Consider the following 15,578-nt stretch of genomic DNA (forward strand, 5'->3'; position numbering starts at 1 on the left):
CCAAAAACGGCTAAAAAATAGTCGTTTTTTATTTTGCCTAAAATTTGAAGGGAGAAAAATGGAAGAGGAAAATAAACAAGTTACTGACCAAGAAAATAGTTTAGATGTCAAAAAAGATAATATTAGTAAAACTAAAAGCGAAGCAACAGTAACTGAACAAATCGAAAAAATGCGTAAGCGAATTGATCGTGAGTTCAATCAAAAAAATCAGTATAAGCAACAGCTTGAGGATTCACAAAAACAGATTGAAACTTTGACCGAGAAGTTGAGGTCACTGCGTAAGGATGAAGAAAGTAAGGACAAAAAGAATAATAATTCAGACTTAGATAAAGCAATAAGTGAAAATGAACAGCTTAAAGCTCAATTAATTCGCAGAGACCAAATGGATACCGTTTCGCAACAATTTAATGAAGCAGGTGTAGTTGTCCCTAAAGATATATTAAATCTTGTTGTGCCTGCTGGGATTAATGAAAAACAGGTGTCCACAAATATGAAAGCCTTAAGTTCATTTTATGACGCTATTGTAAAACAGATTAAAAAGGAATTTTTAAAATCTGAAACGCCAAGAGTAAATGGCAATGATAATAAACCTTTTGACAGGTCAGAACTGAGAAAAATAGACGATCCGGCAAAGCGGGTTCAATTAATCAAAGAACACTTAGATGAATTTTAATGGAGGAATAAAATAATGACAAAAGACAATAATGTGATTACAAGTGCAGATTTAGTTGCTCAATCAATTGACTTTGTGGAGCAATTTTCGGACAACGTTAATACATTGCTGACTGCAATGGGTCGTGTGCGACTGCACCCGATGGCCAACGGATCCGTTATTAAGACCTATAAAACGGACGTAACAGAAGCAGCTAACAGGACAGTTGACGAGGGTGAAACGATTCCGTTAACTAAAGTAACGCGTGCAGTTGATAAGACATACGAATTGCTACTAACTGATAAAATTCGTAAAGTAACTTCTTTTGAGGCAATCCAACGGGATGGTTTTTCTCAAGCAGTCACTTATACTGATTCAAAGGTTTTGAGCATTGCGCAGAAAAATGCCAAGAAGGACTTTTTCGACACTTTAAATAGCAAATCGACTACCAATACTAAAGGTGAAGGCTTACAAATGGCAATCTCTACTGGCTTAGGAAAACTAACAGGACTATTTGAAGATGTTGACAATGTAGGTACAGTAATTGCCTTTGCTAACCCTGACGATGTTTACGCATATCTTGGGGGCACACAGATCACAACACAAAATACTTTTGGAATGAAGTACCTACAGAACTTTTTAAATGTTGATGTGGTGTTCTTAACCACTGCAATTCCTGCTGGTAAAGTTGTTATGACTGTAAACAACAATATTAATTTCTATTATGTTGATATGCGTGGCGATGCTGGCAGAACGTTTGGAATGCAAGTTGATCAGAGTGGTCTGATTGGGATGAAACACAGCCAAGTTGATGAATCCTTGACGTACCAGTCAGTTGCAACTGGTGGATGGTTAATGCTACCAGAACGTACTGATGGAATTGTTACGGCTACAATTACTGCTCCTAAAGTACCAACTGGTACCGATGCAAGTAAAAAGGCTTAGTACATAAAAATGACTGAACAACTTGTCAAACTAAAAATAGCCTTACAGTTGAAAGACGATAACTGGGATGAACTCCTAAAACTGTATCTAATTGATGCACAAGATTTTCTCAAATTAAGGTTGTCTCTTAGTGACGATGACAAATTACCGAATTCAATGGAAGCAATAGTACGGGGAGCCGCAGTCAAGAAGTTTAATCGTTTAAAAAACGAGGGAATGTTAAGCTACAGTCAGGATGGAGAATCAATTACCTTTCATGCGAATGATTTTGATGAATGGAAAGATGAAATTGAACAGTGGCGAACGGATCGCACTGGTGTGAACCAAGGAAGTTGGATTAATCCTTATGAGGTTTGATACAAAAATTACTTTTTACCGTAAAGTTGATATTGATTATAATCCTAAGACAAGCAAACATGTCTACAAATTGATTAGCTGGCAAGAATGGGCCAATGTAACCGACCTAGGTACCGCTTCACAAGTTGAATTGTTAGGCAAAATAGAACAAGGGGTTAAAACAATTCGTTTAATGCAACAGCCTTCAAATTGGGATTACTTGCAAATAAAAGATAGCTCGATCAAGTATCGTTTTAATAGCAGTATCACGGCTTTAAAGGGATATGCGATGATTGTGGGACAGGATAATGGTTAAAGTTAAAATAGAGGGCCTTGAAGCAGTTACCAAGGGCTTAAAAAGCAAGAAGACAGATATGCAAAAAGTTTCGGACTTGGTAAAAAAGCATGGTGCAGGATTGTCAGACAAGACACAACGAAATATGTTAAGTCAATATCGTGGTCACTTTGAGGGTAATAAATTTGTTAAACCAACCGGAGCAACAAGAAGAAGTTCGGTCGTTCAAATTGAAGACAATGGTTTAACCGCCAAAGTTCAACCAGGAACAAAATACTTTCCATATCTTGAATACGGCACTAGATTTATGGCTGCTAGGCCAACTTTAGGCCCGGCTTTTCGTATTGAGGCACCTCTTTTTGAAGGAGACGTTAAGAAGTTGATTGAAGAATGACAGCAAACTTAGAATTATTTAACAGCTTGTTTGAATTTGCAAAAAAAGCTATTGGCTATGATACTTATGATTCGCTGCCAACCAAGCAGGTCCCTTATCCCTTCATTGTTTTGGACAATATGGAGGACTCACAGGTCAATCTAAAAACAGATGTGGTGGGCAGAACGGCAATTACTGTTCATATTTGGGGAAGTGAAGAAATGAGAAGCGAAGTAACCAATGCGATGGGGAAGTTACTTCTCACCAAAGAAATCGAGTCTGCTAATTACAGATTTCAAACAAGATATAACAAAAATATAAGTCAGATAATTAATGATACAAGTGTGGCCAATACAAAACTAATTCATGGTATAGCAACACTTGTTTTTGATTGGTTTAAAAAATAGAAAGGAAACTAAAATGACAGATGAAATTCAGGTATTGCAAGGAATTGACACTTTGCTTTTTGCACGTTTACTAGAAAATGCAGGCAAAGAGGAAGGGAGATTGATTCCCTATCAAACCTCCTTATCTTTTGATCCTCAACGTGATTCGGATAGCACTGCTACAAAGTCAGGTAATGTTGCAACTACAAGTTCACTTGAAACAAATCTTGAGGTTGAATTTGTTAATAATATTTCGAAAATTTCAGATGACCTCTATACTTCTCTTTTTAAAAATAAGAAGGTAGAAACATGGATTGTCTATCGTAAGCGTAGAAATGATGAAGGTAAGTATTACGCTATTTATATGCGTGGCACTGTTACTGAAGACAGCAATGACAACGATCCAGATGACAACTCTACTCGTGATGTTACCTTTACGATTGATGGTACACCTAAATTTGGCTGGTTAACCCTACCGGAAAAAGCACAAGCAGAGGTTGATTACGTGTTCCGTGGTCTTGAGACAATTGATGATTCAAACAAGAACGGTGGCGGAACTGAGTGGCAAGATACTGATACTGGTGCAGGTTCTGATGATGTTTCAGCAAATCAGTCAAATCAATTGCCAGGAAATAATAAAGAATAATTTTGAGCTGGGAGAATAAAAGATGGAAATTAAAATCAACGAAAAGACCTATAAATTAAATTTTGGAATCATGTTCTTGCGCAAATTAGATGCTGTTCATTATATTGAAGAAAAGGGAATAAAAATTGGCTTTGGTTTGAATTCTGTTGTTCCGGGCTTAATTTCAAGGAATGCCGCGACCCTTTCTGAAGTACTTTATTATGCCTTATGGGTAAATAATGAAAGACCAACTCAAGCTCAAGTTGATGAGTTTTTAGAAAAAGATACTAATATTGAACAGCTTTTCCATGATGTATTAATTGAATTGCAAAAATCCAATGTGACCCGGAGTAGTATGAAAAATTTAAAAGCGAGTCTGCCGGAAACAGACAGAATTTCAGAATAAACCTGGATTTTGAAGATAAGTATTACGAAATAGTGCTTAATGCATTTGCTTATTTGGGCTTTCATGATCTATTTGATATCTATCAGATGACAATTGCTGAATATGAAATCAGAATGGAAGCCTACAAGCTAAAACAGGCTGAGAAGATGAACGAGATTGCACAGCAGGCCTGGTTTAATCAAATGGTCAAAAGTACAACCGGTAGTGCTAGTCATCCTAAGCCAAGATATAGAAGAATAACGGATTTGTTTGACTATAAGAAGGCTGTTGACAAAATTAGAACTGAATTTGAACCTAACTATCAGTCTCAATCCTCAATTCCTATAGTCGAAGAACGAGCACGCATTTTTGCTAAACGGCAAGCTGAATTTGAACAATATTGGAATCAAGGATTAATTAAAAAGAAAGGAGGTTAAAAATGGCAGATTATACTGTTAAGGCTATTATTACAGCGGTTGATAAAGGTTTTACTTCAACATTAGATAAGAGTTTAGATGCAGTAAAAAAATTTGGCTCACAAGTTCAAAAAAATCTTGAAGCGACTGGTAAGGCTATGACTGTAGTTGGCGGAGCAACTACTGCTATGGGAATTAAGTCTCTAAAATCTTTTGGTGATTTTGAAGCTTCCCTAAATAAAGCTGCGGTCGTTGCAGGTGGAACTGCAAAAGACATTAACAAATTAGCTGAAGTTGCTAATCACATGGGTGCAGTGTTACCAATAAGTGCACAAGAAGCATCAGATGCAATGGTTGAAATGGCGAGAAATGGTGCTTCAGTTAAAGAAATTATTAAACTGTTTCCTGCTATTTCGCAAGCAGCAACAGCGGCAGGCGCTGATTTGACAGCGACGGCTGGAGTAGTCCAACAAGCAATGAATATCTGGGGCAGCAGCCTAAAGTCACCCCAGCAAGCTGCAGCAATTCTGGTTCAAACTGCTAATGCTTCAAATGCATCAATTGAAGACATGGGTCAAGCCTTAGCAACGGTTGGCGGTACTGCTGGCCAAGCCAGAATTAGTATGGGAACTATCTCTGAAGCAATTGGATTGTTAACTAACCGTGGATTTAGTGCAGCTCAGGCTTCAATGGATTTGAACCACGCTTTATTACAAATGATGGCACCATCTGCGGTTGCCCAGAAGGCAATGAATCATTTAGGGATTACCTTTACCGATAATCACGATAGGATGAAGCCATTTAAGCAAATTTTACTTGAAGTTGCAGATGCAACGAACAAGATGGGTGATGCACAAAAGACAGCTGCACTAAAATCAATCTTTGGTACTGCCGGAATGCAAGCAATTTTGCCACTACTTCAAGCTGTAAAGAATAAGTCTAATGATACCAAAGTATCATGGGATGCATATTCTGCCGAGCAAGATAAAGTAGCTAGTTCAACTGCTAAAGCAACAGCTTTTCTAAGTGACCAAGCAAACGAAATGCAGCAAAACATTGGTTCAAAAATTGAACAAGTTGGAGGTAACTGGGAGGCGTTGCGTAACAAGGCAATGGCCGCAGCTGGAGGAGTCAATGGCTCTCTTTTAGACATGATTAATAAAACGCTAGATTGGGCTACAGAATCTAATGACAGCATTGCTAGTGTTATTAGAAGCTTTGTTGGCCTTAGTCCAATAATTGGACCAATAATGACGGCTTTAGGTACTTTTTTTATTAATCTCAAGAATATTGGTTCTGCTTTAAAGGCAATTGCTTCACCTGCTGGAATAGCAATGGCTGCAGTAGTTGCTTTAGGCACAGCATTTGTTGCAATTTATAACAAGAGTGCAACACTTCGTGATGCCATTCAAAACGTAACTACTGTTTTTAGTAGTATATTTGGTCCTACTATAAAAGCAGCAGGCAGTACACTGTCGACTTTGGGTAAACAATTAGGGGACATTGCAACTACCATTGGTGATACTTTGGGCAGTTCGATTAACAGCATCAATTGGCAGCCAATTGCTCAGGGTGCATTGACTGGATTCACTAGTATCGGTGCGTATATCAAAACTGTCGTTAATAATTTAACTTCATTTTTGCAACCGGCCATTAACTCAATTAATTGGAGTGCAGTAGGCTCAACTGCACAAAGTGTGTTTAATTCGATTAAAGCGGCAATTTCAACTGTAGTTGGGGTAATTAAATCAATTGTATCGGCCATTAAAGGCGTAATCTCAGGCTTCCAACAGGTAGGGGCCATGCAGAGCGTTTGGTCGATTATTGGCAATGTAGTTAAAATTGTTAAAACTGCTTTTGACGGAATTGTTTCTGTTATTGGGAACGTAATAAAGAATTTTATTAAAATAGGCAGTGCTCTAGGAGTATGGCAAGCGCTAGGCAACATCATTGGTAATATTGTTAAAATTATCAGCTCAATAATAACTGTGTTGACACCGGTCATTAATTTCATTATTCAAGCAGTTACGAAAATAATTACATTTCTGACACCGATTGTTGCAGTTATAACTGGTATAGTTGTGCAAATTGTTAATGTTATTGTTTCTGCAATTACCGGCTTAGTTACAACGATAACCACAATTATAAATACTATTCAGACAATTATTGGGACTGGAATCCAGATTATTGCCACGATTATTAGTGCGATACTAACCACAATTGTTGCTGTTTGGACTGCTACTTGGAATACGGTCAAATCTGTCGCTACGACTATTTGGAACGGTATTAAAGCAGTAATCACAACGGCAATTAATGCGGTTAAAACGGTCGTTACAACCGTAATTAATACAATAAAAACTGTATGGACAACCGTTTGGAATGCAGTCAAGGCAGTGACAACAACTGTTTGGAATGGAATTAAATTCGTTATTACGACTGCAATCAAAGCAGTAAAGTCGGTTGTTACTACGGTAGTCAATGGGATCAAGTCGGTTGTGACTACAGCCTGGAATGCAATCAAATCAGTTACATCGACCGTTTGGAACGGTATTAAATCCGTTATAAGCACAGTAGCTAATGGAATCAAATCGGTTGTAACTACTGCTGTTAATTCCATCAAGTCTACGATGACAAGCGTATGGAATTCTATCAAATCAACTACTTCAACTGCTTGGAGCAATATTAAGACAGCAGTTTCAAATGCAGTTAACGCAATTAAATCAACGGTAAGAGGAATGGTAAGCGTAGGTGAAGATTTTGTTAATGGAATGATTAAAGGTATTGGTAATGCTGTAGGTAACTTGGTCAATGCTGCAAGAAACATGGCTAGGAGAGCAATCAATGCCGCCAAGAGTGCTTTAAGTATTAACTCTCCTTCACGTATAATGCGTGATCAAGTTGGTTATTACTTCGTAGCAGGTATGGCCAAAGGTATTACTCAGAATACTGGGTTGGCTGTCAAGGCAGCAGCTGCTATGGCCAGCAGTGCTGTGCCGAAAATAGATCTTAATGCTTTTAACAACCAAATCAGTGCTTTAAATCATGATGCACAATCGGTTTTAACTGGATCATTTGACCAACAAATTAATGTAAAGAATCAGCCTGCATACATTAATTTATCTTTAGGCAATCATGATTATGAAGTGTTTGTCAGTGATATTAGTAAAAAGCAAGATGAACACAGTGTTTTGAGACAGAGGAGGCTTTAATGAAACAATATCAATTTACTGGGTTAGGAATAAATGAGCGAGGTGATTCTGCTTATTTACCATCCGAAGCAATGTTTATTGAAACTGATGATGTGGGCGTTCCAATTGAAGATCAAATTGATGGTTACCAAACATTAAACGTAACTGGTCGTGAATTAATGCCTTATTCTGTATCTTCTCAAGCCGTTTCTGGTTACGATGGCGAATTGTTTTTAGGTGCTGATCACCCTAAGCGTGAATTAACAATTAAATATCAATTAATTGCTAGGTCAGATCAAGAATATAGGGAGAAGTTTGCTAGGCTTAATTATTTATTGAGCCAAAAACAAATGCATTTCTACTTTTTTGATGATCCACAATTTGAATATGTTGGTACTCTTTCCGGTGCAACTAATCCTAATCCAGGAACTAATGTTGTTAACAGTGAATTTACCATCACGCTCCTTGATCCGTTTAAAAAACTTAAAAACAAGACCATTTATCGCGGCGGACAATCGATTAGAATTAATGAACCAGCTTATTATCCGACGGTGCCGGATAAAATTGAGCTAACAATAAAATCGGCAAACAATCACTTAGAAATTACTAACTTTGAACAGACCATTTCGCTAACGGGCAGTTTCTCTGTCGGGGACAAAGTAACGATTGATTTTACCGGGGATGCACAAATACTGTTAAATTCAGTTAATCGGTTGGATTTACTGAATCTAAATAGTGATTTTGAAAACTTTGCGGTTAAACAAGGCAGTGTCATTACTTGTTCAAACAGTTCTAATCTAACTCTGCAATTGAGGAGGAAAGAACTTTGAAATTATTATTATATGATAATCACGAAAATCTCTTTGCAATTAAAACGGAGGCTCTTAGCGCCAATATTGCTGAAGAAATCAACGTTTATGATGAACTTCAATTTTCACTTCCTAAAAGCAAGCAGAATGTAATTGATATTGACAAAACAATGTATATAGGCGTTCCGGTTAAACAAACGAATGATTATCGATTATTTAAAATTGAGCGACCAAGTTACGAAGATAGAATAATCTACGTTACAGCAATTGAGAGTGCCAGCGATGATTTGGATGTTCAATTTTTTATTAAAGATAGGCGGCTCAATAATGCCGCTCTAAAGGATACGCTTGATGCAATTTTTAACGGATCAACTTGGACTTATGAACTTCATGCCCAAAACGTAAATGGATCGACTAATTTCTACCGTTGTAGTCGTAAAGAAGCTCTTAATAAAGTTGAGAAAACCTGGGGAATAGAGGTTCAGTTCAGATACCAAGTATCTGGAAATAGGATAGAAAAGAAAGTTTGTCATGTTTATGACACTATTGGCCAGGAAACTACTACTCGGCTGGTACAAGGCAGAAACGTAACCTCTTTTAAATATGTTCAAGATCAGCGTAAACTTTATACAGCAGCTGTTGGACGTGGTGCAGGTGTAGAAAATCAAGACGAAGCAGGTAATGATACCGGTGGTTATTCGCGGTCAATAGAATTCGATGATATTGAATGGTCAAAACAAAAAGGTAATCCAGTAGATAAACCATTGGGACAGCTTTATGTCGAAATACCAGAAGCAACTCAAAAGTGGGGCTGGCTTGACAATAAAGGAAACAGACAGCCTCGGATGACGGTTTTGGAGTTTCAAAATGAAAAAGATAAAAATGAGTTGCTCAGAAAAACATATCAAGAATTGCTAACTTTGTGTAATCCACAGATTGAGGTGCAAACAACCGTTGCGAAAGCTGGTAATCTTAACCTGGGAGATGTGGTAACAGCAGTTTCATTTACACCTCAACGTTTTACTATTAAGTCCAGAGTTATCAAGATTGTACGTGACTTGATTGATAACAGAAACACAGAAGTCGACATTGGAAACCTTACAGTCAAAGCAGAGGTTGATAGGGAACAGGAAATTTCGAGCAATATAACTCAGGCTGTTGAAACAGCCGACCAACACATTCAAGAGTCAGATAAAAAGAATCTATCACTATATGGTGAATTGCACCAATCATTACAAGTCGAGGGTGAAGAACGGGAAAAACTACAAGCTGACCTGATGCAGAAACTTAATATTACCAATTTAAGAATTGAAGATGTTAATAGTCGGGCAGAAGAATTAGATGCTGACTTTGAACAAATTCGCAGTGAAATTGAATCTCCTGGTTCAGGTCCAATTAAGTTGCGGCGAGACCCATACAATCCTGAAAACATTCAAGAATTTACAGCTGAGAATTATGATGGGTCATACATGCGAATGAATGGAAATGGCCTTGAATTTATTGGTCCTAACGGTGCTTATAGTGCGATCACAAAGGGTAAAATAGCAGCTGATATGATTGATGGTATTCGAGTACGTGCAATGGAAATTGACGCTTTACAAATGAACGGTTCTCTTGTATCAACCACACCAGGTGGCTCTATGACAGTAAGTATCGGCACTGATCCACCTGGTAATTTGTGGCCTAATGATGGGGGTAGAGCTGTTTGGGTCAAGTCAATGAATTATGAATCGATGCTTTCCTCAGGGCAGATAATGATTAGTGATGGATACCATGTAACCTCAATCGGGCCAAATATTGCTAGAATTGGCGACAGTACGGTAATAACGGCAAATAACATTTCTTCGTATGTGAAAGCGAGTTCGTTAAAATGAGTGATGAATTTAAAGTTTTAGCCGACGAAATGGCTGCAATTATTAGAGATAAGATTGAAATATTGGCTGCTCTTCGTGTGGCTTATCAAAAACAGAGTAGAGAACTGGCAGATACTAAAAAACAATTAAAAGAATTACAAAATAAGTTGAAGGGAAGTGAAACAGATGGTAGAAAATCCTAATAACCCGATCTTGAACCTTGATGTTCAAAAAATGCAGAGTTGGGTGGCTCCTGCAAAACTAATGTATCAGGGTGACAAAGGTTATCGTCAGCCCTTTAGGTTAACAAATGCGTGGAATGAATATGATGTAAAGGCAGAAAATCTCTGTTTTAGTGCTACTAAGCCTGATGGTCAAATAATAGAGGTAGAAAACGAACCAGAAAGATTTACGGAACAAGACAATATTTGGTATTTCTTGTTACCAGATGAGATAACACAAAAAACGGGTTCAGTACCCTGTTATTTTTATGTTAAAGATAATATCAATAATATTGTTGCTTCTACCACAAAGTTTAGTTATCAAGTTGAAGCTAAGTTTACCGATGAAGAACGATCTGTCAGCTATGTTTCAGCACTAGAAAGATTGCAAAAAAAGTTTGAAGAATATATCGAAAATGCTAAAGTTTCGATCAATCAAATGACTGATTCAAGTAATGAAGTTAAGCAAGAAGCAATTAATCGTTTAAATGAAGCTAGACAACAATTTGAAAGCCAGCTAAATCTTATGATTAACCAATTTGCTGAATATCAGAGTAAATATAATGAGCTTCTTAGTACACTTAATCAAAAATTTGATGATGAATTAGTAAGTTATCAATCCGATTATGATAAATGGAAAGACTCCGCTTTAAAAGATTTTGAAGAACGAATTAAGACAGTAACAGATGAACTAACAGCCGCTGAACAAAATCAAGCTGATTTAAAATCAGCAATCGATTCTGCCATGGATGCTGTTGATAAAATCAAAGGTGTTGATTTTACAAAATATGCGCTAAAAGAAGATTTAGAAAAATTCTATGACAAAGCGACAATTGATGAAAAGCTTAAAAATGCTGGCACGTTAAAACAAATTAGTGTTAATGGCGGTACAGCAGTTGGTCCTGACGATAAGGGTGTGGCCAATATTGATATTGATATTCCTAAACCTGACCTTTCTAATTATGAGACCAAAGAAGATGCTAATTCTTCACATAATGACTTGAAAACTGAAATTAACAAACGACCAGTTACTGTTAATAATATTAGTCCAGATGATAAGGGTAACATTGCTATTGCAATTCCGGACGTGTCAAAAATGCAGCAGGACATTACTACTTTGCAAAATGAGATGGAAGAGCAAAAATCGAAGGTAGCATATCACTATGCCGATACCTTGACAGATGGTCAGAAATACTCAACAGCTAATCCGCAAATATTAACGGGTACTCCGTAATAAAGGGGATGATTTAATGAAAATAAATGATCAAGATGTAAACAATCTTTTTCTAAATGGTCAAAATTTTTCAGCTATTAATGCAATTGGACCGTTATTTAACTTTGATCAAACGATGTATGACAATCTTACTTGGTACTATCCATCTTTAAAATCTGACGGTAGTATTAATTACTTTGGAAAATGTGGTAGCAATATATATGCTAGTTCTAACACCTGGTGGTATAATCCGGTACCAATTTTTAAAAGAATAGTTTTTGAAAATGAAGAATATTTTCTAATGCATGGTTGTATCAGAATCAACTACACAACAGGCTTTGTTGATGTACAACAAGGCGCTTTTTGGGTTAAATCGAAAGATTTAAGCAATTACGAGCCGTATAGCAAAAATGGGGGGGTAAATAGTCCCTTCTATTTACAATTAATATATAACATGGAGGTGGTGCCTTCATGTTAATTAATGGTAATGAAGTTAATAACCTTTTTCTCGGTGGCACACGTTTTAAATGTTTAGAGAACTGCTTCATCATTCCAAGTGATACTTATTGCGATTACTTATTATATAACGTTGTGTTAAAGGCTTATCGCGTAGTAGGCAATGTAAATCAGAATGGTGTTTACCTTGGTTCTACCGTGGGTAGAACACATGTCTTTAGTTCTGAAGTTTATAAAGGCACAGTTTCAGATATTTGCAAAATTTATGGCGGCAAGCTATCTGATCCTAATAATTATATTAATCCAAATAAGATTTTTTATTCATTTAAAGCTATGAACACATCTGGCATTGCCATATATCTATTTAGTGAAAATACATATGAAGATTTACCAATAGAAAAATATTTATAAAAGGAGACATAAAATGACAGAAGAAACAACAAATAAGCCAAGCTGGCAAGATCAGATGGCCGAAAAGCAAAAAATATTAGATGAAAGTGGTCTATGGGCTCAAATGGGTTTTATTTCCAATAATGAAATCGATTGTGAGCCTATTTTATTGTTCCAAAAACATGAAACTAATTTCTATCCAATAATCGTAGAAGCACCACCAGCTGACTTTATTAGACCCAAGTGGGACAAGATCAAGCATGTGTGGATTGATAACGATAATGCTAGCACTAGTAGCCGTTTAGCTAGTGTTGAAAAAACGATTGAAAGTGTTCGGCAAAACAATGTTGCGGTTCAAAGTGAGAATAAAGACCTCAAAAATGCATTGTCAAGCCTGGCCAGCGGGCAGGCACAAATGCTGAAGCTACTCGGTGCTGCTACTAGTCCCAAAGCTAATACTACCGATAGCACACTGGATGGGGGCAGTACCAATGTTCAATAATATATACAAGATATTAGTAACTCAATTTTATCAGTCTAAAATTTATGTTAATTCCGATGTAGCTTATTTTGTACAACTAGGCTGGCTAACTGATAAAGATTACACAGATATAACGGGTGATAATTATGTTGCACCAGTTGTCAAGTAATATTAACGATAACCATGACCAGACTATAGCAGGTGTAGCCATTGCTGCAATTGGTTCAGTTCTACTAATGAACAGAAACTATTTTTTCTGGCCACCAGAATGGACCATGTTTATGAACGATAAAAGATTAGACCTAGCAATAATAATACTAGGTCTTTTAATTATGCTTGATTCTCTATTTACTAAAAAACATAGGGGTTGGCGTATGTTTATTTTAATTGTTGGTGCTTGGACAATGTGGTTTTTAATCGGCATACAGTTAGGACACGCTTTTGGAGCTGGTGAGTATCGTATGGATTTAACAGTTATAGGTGAAACAGTAATTTCAATATTGTGCCTATATTGTATATATCAAAGTTAGAGAGGTGGTTGTGTGCATGATGTTAGTACCATAATTTATGTATTAGGGACACTAATCGAAGCAGCTGCTACCTTTTTAGCCGTTACTCATACATCTCATAAAGAGGACACAGACGACATTATTAAGAACCTCAAGGTTGAAAGAGATAATTTTAAACAGGATTATCTTTATGAACGTAAAAAAAGACTGGAAATACAGGATAAGTACGAAAAATTAAAAAAGAAGTTAGAGAACACTATTTAGTGTTCTTTTTTATTGAAAGGAATTTAAAATGGCACAATTTATTGATTTTATAAAAGCGTTATTCCCATACATCGTCATATTGGCTGTTGGTATTGTGGCTGCTTATCCATACGCCAAACAACACAATCCAGCATTTGCTGAAAAAATGAAGTGGCTGTATGACGTAGCGCAATATATCGTTACGCAACAGGCAACACATACCGATATCACGGGAGCAGAGAAGAAGCAGGCAGCCACTGACGCACTGCTAGAACAGGCTAAGGCATCTAAGGCGAATATAACAAAAGAAACAGCTGAAGGGATGATTGAAAAAGCATACAAGGAAGGAGCAACAAAAGATGAAATTAAATAAAAAGTATGCACTGTCGGCTAATGAGGGTGCGTCTACTCTGGCTAAAAGAGATATTATTGTAGCTCACTCAACGGCAACTCCAAATGGTGAAGCGTGGGCTATTGCCCACAATATGAAGGCTGGTATTAACACCGCACAAACCTATGTCCATTTGGTAGTGGATGATAAAGAATGCTACCTAGTAGGTGGTCTAGGATATGTAGCGTGGGGATGTGGTTATTATGGTAATCAATTATCACCTATGCAAATCGAACTTTGTGAGTTCAGTAATAAGACACGAGCTAAGAAAGCCTACCGTAACTATATTGGCTTGATCCGTGAATATGCTAAAAAGTACGGTATTCCGTTAACGCTTGATACTGGAGCTAAACGTGGTGTTAAGACACATAACTGGATCACTCATAATTTAGGGAATACAGACCACAGCGATCCTTATGGCTACTTATTAAGCATTGGCATTAGCAAGGTACAGTTCGCACATGATATAGCTAATGGAGTAGGTGGTAAGGCTACTGCAGCAAAAGCACCAGCTAAAAGTGCCAGCAAAAAATCAGGTTGGATTAAAAAGCCTGGTACCTTTATTTTAGGAAAAGCTCTCAAACTGCATACCTCACCACATATTAGCTCACCAGCTTTTGCTAAATTGCCAAAGGGCAGTGCTATTAAATATGACGCAGTACTGCAAGGTCCTAAGCGACTATGGCTTAGACAGCCACGCGCTAACGGTTATGGCTATATTGTGGGCAAGGATAAGTACGGCAAATCAATGGGAAAATTTAAATAATATATCAAATAAGCCACTCAGATTAATTTCTGGGTGGTTTATTTTGTTGTAAAATTAATTATAATTAAATTGAAAAGTGTATGTATAAAGCAGATAATCGAATTAAGTATTTTAAATTTAAGAAGGAAAATAATTATGAATATTATTTATGAGAAAGATTGGCGTGCCATAGTACCTACCCTATGTTGGAGTTGGATTACTGCTTTTATTTTAGCTATTCCAAAATTAATTGATATTTACTCTACAGATTATTATTTAGACAATCAAGCTGGAGTAGTTGTTTATAAGCATGGTTTGATTAATAAAAGACAAGAAAACATTGACCTTTATCGTATTAAAAACATTTCTTCAAGAGAAAATATATTTAGCGGAGGCTATATTTACGTTACATTTACCGACGGAACGGTGAAAACACTCCCATATATAAAAAATGCAAATGAGGTCTCTATTAGTCTGAGAAACATTGCTAATACAAAGCGTGTTGAGCAGGGAGTAAAACCAATTGAAATTTTGAAATAATAAAGAGCAATTTAGGAAATTGCTCTTTATTATTTTTATGCCGTGTAAATGCCGTGCGGAAGAATAATAAAAGCTTGTAATATCTGATATTACAAGCTTTTTAACTTAATTTAAGGAGAGTACAGG

The 15,578-nt window shown here is 36.7% G+C and carries 23 protein-coding genes; all 23 read left to right on the forward strand.

What is annotated here, in order from left to right:
- Window positions 1–58 precede the first annotated feature (58 nt).
- The 23 genes from GYV61_RS09185 (at window position 59) to GYV61_RS09295 (ending at window position 15,452) form a co-directional block, all read left to right on the forward strand.
- A complete protein-coding gene (locus GYV61_RS09185) occupies window positions 59–673 on the forward strand; it encodes a hypothetical protein (RefSeq protein ID WP_174795569.1) in 615 nt (204 codons plus the stop codon).
- A 15-nt stretch (window positions 674–688) separates the two neighbouring features.
- Window positions 689–1,597, forward strand: a complete 909-nt coding sequence (locus tag GYV61_RS09190; protein WP_174795570.1) for a hypothetical protein — start codon at window positions 689–691, stop codon at window positions 1,595–1,597.
- 9 nt (window positions 1,598–1,606) lie between these two features.
- Window positions 1,607–1,954 carry a phage head-tail connector protein gene (locus GYV61_RS09195; protein ID WP_174795571.1) on the forward strand — a complete coding sequence of 116 codons (348 nt, stop codon included), beginning with the start codon at window positions 1,607–1,609 and terminating at the stop codon, window positions 1,952–1,954.
- Window positions 1,944–2,249 (forward strand): hypothetical protein, encoded by a 306-nt coding sequence (locus tag GYV61_RS09200; protein WP_174795572.1) that lies wholly within the window; start codon window positions 1,944–1,946, stop codon window positions 2,247–2,249. Before GYV61_RS09195 ends, GYV61_RS09200 begins: the two co-directional genes overlap by 11 nt.
- Window positions 2,242–2,622, forward strand: coding sequence for an HK97-gp10 family putative phage morphogenesis protein (locus tag GYV61_RS09205; protein ID WP_174795573.1), 381 nt, complete (start codon window positions 2,242–2,244; stop codon window positions 2,620–2,622). The genes GYV61_RS09200 and GYV61_RS09205 overlap by 8 nt, the downstream gene beginning before the upstream one ends.
- On the forward strand, window positions 2,619–3,008 hold the full coding sequence (locus GYV61_RS09210) for a hypothetical protein (RefSeq protein WP_174795574.1): 390 nt from the start codon (window positions 2,619–2,621) through the stop codon (window positions 3,006–3,008). Before GYV61_RS09205 ends, GYV61_RS09210 begins: the two co-directional genes overlap by 4 nt.
- A 13-nt stretch (window positions 3,009–3,021) precedes the next feature.
- On the forward strand, window positions 3,022–3,633 hold the full coding sequence (locus GYV61_RS09215) for a phage major tail protein, TP901-1 family (RefSeq protein ID WP_174795575.1): 612 nt from the start codon (window positions 3,022–3,024) through the stop codon (window positions 3,631–3,633).
- A gap of 22 nt (window positions 3,634–3,655) precedes the next feature.
- The gene (locus GYV61_RS09220) at window positions 3,656–4,018 is read left to right on the forward strand and encodes a tail assembly chaperone (RefSeq protein ID WP_046324944.1); all 363 of its coding nucleotides are present in this window, start codon (window positions 3,656–3,658) and stop codon (window positions 4,016–4,018) included.
- Between the two features lie 86 nt (window positions 4,019–4,104).
- Window positions 4,105–4,434 carry a hypothetical protein gene (locus GYV61_RS09225; protein WP_174795587.1) on the forward strand — a complete coding sequence of 110 codons (330 nt, stop codon included), beginning with the start codon at window positions 4,105–4,107 and terminating at the stop codon, window positions 4,432–4,434.
- A gap of 2 nt (window positions 4,435–4,436) precedes the next feature.
- Window positions 4,437–7,622, forward strand: a complete 3,186-nt coding sequence (locus tag GYV61_RS09230) for a phage tail tape measure protein (RefSeq protein ID WP_174795576.1) — start codon at window positions 4,437–4,439, stop codon at window positions 7,620–7,622.
- Window positions 7,622–8,431 (forward strand): distal tail protein Dit, encoded by an 810-nt coding sequence (locus GYV61_RS09235; protein WP_174795577.1) that lies wholly within the window; start codon window positions 7,622–7,624, stop codon window positions 8,429–8,431. The genes GYV61_RS09230 and GYV61_RS09235 overlap by 1 nt, the downstream gene beginning before the upstream one ends.
- Complete coding sequence (locus GYV61_RS09240; protein WP_174795578.1) at window positions 8,428–10,284, forward strand: phage tail spike protein; 1,857 nt, start codon at window positions 8,428–8,430, stop codon at window positions 10,282–10,284. The genes GYV61_RS09235 and GYV61_RS09240 overlap by 4 nt, the downstream gene beginning before the upstream one ends.
- Window positions 10,281–10,466: a hypothetical protein gene (locus tag GYV61_RS09245; RefSeq protein ID WP_110445953.1), complete on the forward strand. Its 186-nt coding sequence runs from the start codon at window positions 10,281–10,283 to the stop codon at window positions 10,464–10,466. Before GYV61_RS09240 ends, GYV61_RS09245 begins: the two co-directional genes overlap by 4 nt.
- Entirely contained in the window at window positions 10,450–11,718 is a 1,269-nt protein-coding gene (locus GYV61_RS09250) for a BppU family phage baseplate upper protein (protein ID WP_174795579.1), read from the forward strand. Before GYV61_RS09245 ends, GYV61_RS09250 begins: the two co-directional genes overlap by 17 nt.
- A 16-nt stretch (window positions 11,719–11,734) precedes the next feature.
- Window positions 11,735–12,175, forward strand: a complete 441-nt coding sequence (locus GYV61_RS09255; protein WP_174795580.1) for a hypothetical protein — start codon at window positions 11,735–11,737, stop codon at window positions 12,173–12,175.
- Complete coding sequence (locus tag GYV61_RS09260; protein WP_174795581.1) at window positions 12,169–12,564, forward strand: hypothetical protein; 396 nt, start codon at window positions 12,169–12,171, stop codon at window positions 12,562–12,564. Before GYV61_RS09255 ends, GYV61_RS09260 begins: the two co-directional genes overlap by 7 nt.
- A gap of 13 nt (window positions 12,565–12,577) precedes the next feature.
- A complete protein-coding gene (locus GYV61_RS09265) occupies window positions 12,578–13,045 on the forward strand; it encodes a hypothetical protein (protein ID WP_174795582.1) in 468 nt (155 codons plus the stop codon).
- Complete coding sequence (locus tag GYV61_RS09270) at window positions 13,035–13,193, forward strand: XkdX family protein (protein WP_167334239.1); 159 nt, start codon at window positions 13,035–13,037, stop codon at window positions 13,191–13,193. The genes GYV61_RS09265 and GYV61_RS09270 overlap by 11 nt, the downstream gene beginning before the upstream one ends.
- Window positions 13,171–13,554, forward strand: coding sequence for a hypothetical protein (locus GYV61_RS09275; protein WP_110445957.1), 384 nt, complete (start codon window positions 13,171–13,173; stop codon window positions 13,552–13,554). The genes GYV61_RS09270 and GYV61_RS09275 overlap by 23 nt, the downstream gene beginning before the upstream one ends.
- Window positions 13,555–13,566: 12 nt before the next feature.
- On the forward strand, window positions 13,567–13,797 hold the full coding sequence (locus GYV61_RS09280; protein WP_174795583.1) for a hypothetical protein: 231 nt from the start codon (window positions 13,567–13,569) through the stop codon (window positions 13,795–13,797).
- A 28-nt stretch (window positions 13,798–13,825) separates the two neighbouring features.
- Window positions 13,826–14,149 (forward strand): phage holin, LLH family, encoded by a 324-nt coding sequence (locus tag GYV61_RS09285; RefSeq protein ID WP_174795584.1) that lies wholly within the window; start codon window positions 13,826–13,828, stop codon window positions 14,147–14,149.
- Window positions 14,136–14,933, forward strand: coding sequence for an N-acetylmuramoyl-L-alanine amidase (locus GYV61_RS09290; RefSeq protein ID WP_174795585.1), 798 nt, complete (start codon window positions 14,136–14,138; stop codon window positions 14,931–14,933). The genes GYV61_RS09285 and GYV61_RS09290 overlap by 14 nt, the downstream gene beginning before the upstream one ends.
- Window positions 14,934–15,068: 135 nt before the next feature.
- Window positions 15,069–15,452 (forward strand): PH domain-containing protein, encoded by a 384-nt coding sequence (locus GYV61_RS09295; RefSeq protein ID WP_174795586.1) that lies wholly within the window; start codon window positions 15,069–15,071, stop codon window positions 15,450–15,452.
- Window positions 15,453–15,578: the final 126 nt, after the last annotated feature.

Origin of the sequence: Lactobacillus melliventris (assembly GCF_013346935.1) — a bacterium.
GTDB lineage: Bacteria > Bacillota > Bacilli > Lactobacillales > Lactobacillaceae > Lactobacillus.